This is a genomic window from Pollutimonas rozaliensis (genome assembly GCF_048751585.1).
GTDB lineage: Bacteria > Pseudomonadota > Gammaproteobacteria > Burkholderiales > Burkholderiaceae_B.
The window spans coordinates 1-253 of the sequence record NZ_JAZHOB010000246.1 but is presented as its reverse complement, the minus strand read 5'-3'; the positions used below and the strand labels follow the sequence as shown (position 1 = coordinate 253).

The window sequence follows — 253 nt, the reverse complement described above, 5'->3', positions numbered from 1 at the left end:
CTTTTTCATGCTAAAGCCAGCTTGATTGAGCCCTCGGCGGACAAACCCAGCAGCGGTAAAGGTAGCGCAGGTACAATTTTCTTTGGCCAATTGGCTCATGCCATCAAATAAAGCTTGGCTCCACATGTCAGGGTTTTTACTGGGCGCGAAGCCATCGAGAAACCACGCATCAACCAAGCCACGTTCGGAAACGGCTACTTGAGGTAAGCTGGTTTTGATATCGCCAAACCACAAGTCTAAAATAATCGCCCCA

Annotated in this window: 1 protein-coding gene; it reads right to left on the bottom strand. The window is 49.0% G+C overall.

The features are described 5' to 3' along the window. Window positions 1-253: MnmC family methyltransferase (locus tag V0R37_RS22765; protein WP_420376642.1), on the bottom strand; the 253-nt coding region annotated here is incomplete at both ends.